Annotated in this window: 1 protein-coding gene and 1 pseudogene; both read right to left on the bottom strand. The window is 72.8% G+C overall.

Annotated features, from left to right (window positions below):
* Window positions 1-211, bottom strand: a pseudogene (locus tag GOHSU_RS16100) (acyl-CoA dehydrogenase family protein); the annotation flags it as partial.
* 73 nt (window positions 212-284) lie between these two features.
* Window positions 285-2,130 (bottom strand): acyl-CoA dehydrogenase family protein (locus GOHSU_RS16095; protein WP_005944442.1); only part of this gene is annotated, 1,846 nt, incomplete at its 5' end.

Genomic DNA, 2,130 nt, shown 5'->3' with positions numbered 1-2,130 from the left:
GGGGCGCCAGCGCATCGGCGCCCAGTCCGGCGCCGCCGGCCTCCTCCGGCAGCGCCAGCACGGTCAGCCCGGCGTCGACGAACGACTGCCACGCGGCCAGGTCCGGTTCGGCGCCGGGGAACAGGCAGGTCCAGTCGGGAGTGAGCCTGCTGACCACCTCGTCGGTCGCCTCGGCCACCGCGGCGGCCGCAGCTTCGGGGGTGAAGTCCACCCGCGCCTCCCTCTCTGAAGAATCCGGTGAATAAGAACAGGTTCCATATTAGAACACGTTCTACTTTACCGGGCTATCCCCGCGGGAGTCCGAGAATCCGTTCGGCCGCCGCGTTCTTGAGGACCTGCGTGGTGCCGCCGGCGATCGACAGGCAGCGATTGAGCAGGAACTGCTCACCGGCGACACTCGGCTTTAGTCCGGCGGGGCCGAGCAGATCCAGCGCGAACTCGGGGACCGACTGCCGATGGACTACGCCGATCAGCTTGCGGACGCTGGAGGTGACCCCCGGATCGGTCCCCGACAGCCGCTGGGCGACCGTGCGCGCGTCCAGGACCCGGCCGATGTGGGCATCGGCGATCAGCGCGCCGAGCCGCTGCTGAGCCGGCGTATCGAGCTCCGCACCGGTGCTCTCGAGCTGCCGCAGCAGGGCGTCCATCTCCTTGCCGAGTCCGGCCCCGCCCATGGCCACCCGCTCGTTGGCCAGCGTGGTGCGTGCCAGCCGCCAGCCGCCGTCGATCTCGCCGACCACACAGTCGTCGGGGACCACCACCCCGTCGAGGAAGACCTCGTTGAACAAGGCGCGGCCGGTCATCTCGCGCAGCGGCCGCACGTCGATACCGGGGCTGGTCATATCGATCAGGAAGTAGGTGATGCCCCGGTGCTTGGGCGCCTGCGGATCGGTGCGGGCCAGGGCCACCCCCCAGCGCGCCTGGGCGGCCGCCGACGTCCAGATCTTCTGGCCGGTCAGCTTCCAGCCGCCGTCGACGCGTTCTGCCCGGGTGCGCAGCGAGGCCAGGTCGCTGCCGGCCTCCGGCTCACTGAACAGCTGGCACCACACGATGTCTCCGGCCAGGGTGGGCCGCAGAAACCGCTCCCGTTGGGCCGCGGTGCCGTGTTCGAGGATCGTCGGCAGGGCCCAGCCGGCGATCACCAGATCAGGCCGGCGCACTCCGGCGCGGCCGAGTTCGGCGTCGATCAGCAGCTGCAGGGCCGGATCGGCCTCGATCCCGTAGGGCTCGGGCCAGTGCGGCATCAACAGTCCGGCGGCGGCCAGCTCGGCGCGCCGCCGGTCTTCGGGTGCGGCGGCGATCCCGGCGACCAGGGCGGCGATCTCGGTGCGGCGGTGCTCCACGGCGGCCAGGTCGACGGCGAACTCGCGGCGGGCCCCGCCCCGGCCGAGTGCGGCCAGGGCTTCGCGGGCCGGGGCACCCCCGGCCAGCTGGATGCGCGCCGACAGCGCCGACCGCAGATACAGGTGCGCCTCGTGTTCGAAGGTGAAACCGATGCCGCCGAGCACCTGGATCGCATCCTTGGTGTTGGCCAGCGGCAGCTCGGCGGTCAGTACGGCGGCGGCGAGCATGCTCAGCTCACGCTGGGCCGGATCGCCGGCGTCGATGGCTGCGGCCAGATCCCAGGCGGCGGCCGAGAGCTGCTCGGCCCGGCACAGCATGTCCGCACACAGGTGTTTGATCGCCTGGAACGAGCCGATCGGCACGCCGAACTGGGTGCGGACCTTCGCGTAGTCCACCGCCATGTCCAGCACGGCCCGAGCCACCCCGGCCTGGTACGCCGTCAGTCCGGCGACCAGCATCGCGTGCAGGGCGGCCCCGTCGTCGATCCGGATCAGCCCGGCGGCGTCGACGCCCTCGAGCACCACCTCGACCGCCGCGGCGGTGCCGTCGACGGCGGCGGTCTGCCCCTGCGCGTCCGGACCGGGGGTCTGGCCGTGGGCCGCGCGGCGCACCCGGGGGCTGGGGATCACGAACCAGCCGGTGAGACCGTCCACCGCCAGCGGTGCGACGATCAGGGCGCCGTCGATGAAACCGGGAACCGGACCCAGATCGACGACGCCGTCGTGGACGACGGCCGGCGTGCCGGCGGCGACCGCGGCGGCCGGCACCACCGCCGCCGCGCCCCCC

It is taken from the genome of Gordonia hirsuta DSM 44140 = NBRC 16056, assembly GCF_000333015.1.
Classification (GTDB): Bacteria; Actinomycetota; Actinomycetes; order Mycobacteriales; family Mycobacteriaceae; genus Gordonia; species Gordonia hirsuta.
Note: the sequence above shows the minus strand (reverse complement) of the source record. Positions and strands in the feature narration are given on the sequence as shown.